Annotated in this window: 3 protein-coding genes; all 3 read left to right on the top strand. The window is 47.7% G+C overall.

The window, feature by feature from the left end; translation table 11 throughout:
* On the top strand, window positions 1-135 hold a 135-nt coding region (locus H0248_RS21800; protein ID WP_180787460.1), incomplete at its 5' end, for an AlpA family phage regulatory protein.
* A gap of 14 nt (window positions 136-149) precedes the next feature.
* Complete coding sequence (locus H0248_RS21795) at window positions 150-737, top strand: DUF2857 domain-containing protein (protein ID WP_180787461.1); 588 nt, start codon at window positions 150-152, stop codon at window positions 735-737.
* Window positions 727-936 carry a TraR/DksA family transcriptional regulator gene (locus H0248_RS21790; protein ID WP_047611258.1) on the top strand — a complete coding sequence of 70 codons (210 nt, stop codon included), beginning with the start codon at window positions 727-729 and terminating at the stop codon, window positions 934-936. The genes H0248_RS21795 and H0248_RS21790 overlap by 11 nt, the downstream gene beginning before the upstream one ends.
* Window positions 937-1,311: the final 375 nt, after the last annotated feature.

The raw sequence follows: 1,311 nt of genomic DNA, 5'->3' as shown, positions 1-1,311 counted from the left end.
TCTCAAATCTATCTGTATATGAAAGACGGTACCTTCCCCCGCTCAATCAAGATTGGCCCGGCCAGTGTCGCCTGGCTCGAATCGGAAATTGACGAATGGATCAATATAAAATTAGTCCGCCGCTCAATAAGCTGAAGGGAGAAAATACCATGATTATCCCATCACTTAATTACGCCGTATTAACCGATGCCCTGCATGCATTGAAGGATGGCAACATTCGTTACTGTGAATCGCTAGGATTCACTTTCGACGAAATGAACGCCCTCAACCAATTATCACTAGATGAGCTGTTTATCATCAGTCGGGAGTCTGCACAGTTTTTGGCTGTGACGGTTCATCACGACGCATTACGCCTGCTTCTGGCGAAATCACGTGAGGAGGTTCTGCAGCAACAGCGTATCAACCACGCTATCCGGCTGGGTGGGTCAATTGCGATACTCAACAAGTATTTTGGCCTCACCTCCAACGAAGTTTGCCTTCGCCGCCGGTTACTGGGCGTCCGTGTGCCTTATGGCCGGACGCCAGAGCCGGACGAAGAGGCGGATGCGGCCATCTGGCGGCAATGGCAACAATGCCGGGTGGCCAACCTGGAATCGACCGATGCGCTGGCCGCCATGATGCAGGTAACGCAAACCCTGCTGCCGAAAGTCGAAGGGTTGTCACTGACCATCGTCTGGAAGCGTATCGCACTTTGCGAACGGGAGGCGTCAGACCGGAGGACCACACATGCCGGATGAGATCGACCGCGATCAGGAATTTAATGAGCAACGACTGGAGGAGATGATTGAACAGAGTCGTTTTAAGCCAGGGTCTACGCCATCATTATTTCATTGTCGTGTATGCGGTAAGCCCATTCCTGAAAAGCGACGGCTGGCACTGCCGGGCATAACCACCTGCACGGAATGTCAGGAAAAACTTGAACGCCGAAGACGTTAATAATGGTCACAGAGACATACAGGAATATTTCTCCTGCATGTCTCTATCATTAACTATAAATCCACAGTCGTCTTTATTATATATTTCACTTCCTTTTATTTACCCCAAAGCTTATCCCATTCCACCACTAATTTATCTCTCTCATTTTAACTTTGAATTTATCGTTCATATACCGCCCCGGATATCTGATCATGAAAACGTCATTACATAATAGTTACCCGTATTGACGTTAATTCTCTTGGAACGGGTATTGTTCTTTAAAAATAAGGTTCGGGCTGTCACATAACCACAATTCAGGGTGCCGCTGAATGTTCTCGCTGACCCGTTAAAACCGGAATGCAGAATTGGGATGTGACATTTATTTAACTCATCGTT

The sequence above is a fragment of the Pectobacterium brasiliense genome (genome assembly GCF_013449685.1).
Classification (GTDB): domain Bacteria; phylum Pseudomonadota; class Gammaproteobacteria; order Enterobacterales; family Enterobacteriaceae; genus Pectobacterium; species Pectobacterium brasiliense_A.
Note: the sequence above shows the minus strand (reverse complement) of the source record. Positions and strands in the feature narration are given on the sequence as shown.

What these genes read in the sequence shown, in the direction of transcription:
- H0248_RS21795 (WP_180787461.1), top strand. Translation starts at nt 150, where the DNA reads ATGATTATCCCATCACTTAATTACGCCGTATTAACCGATGCCCTGCAT.
- H0248_RS21790 (WP_047611258.1), top strand. Translation starts at nt 727, where the DNA reads ATGCCGGATGAGATCGACCGCGATCAGGAATTTAATGAGCAACGACTG.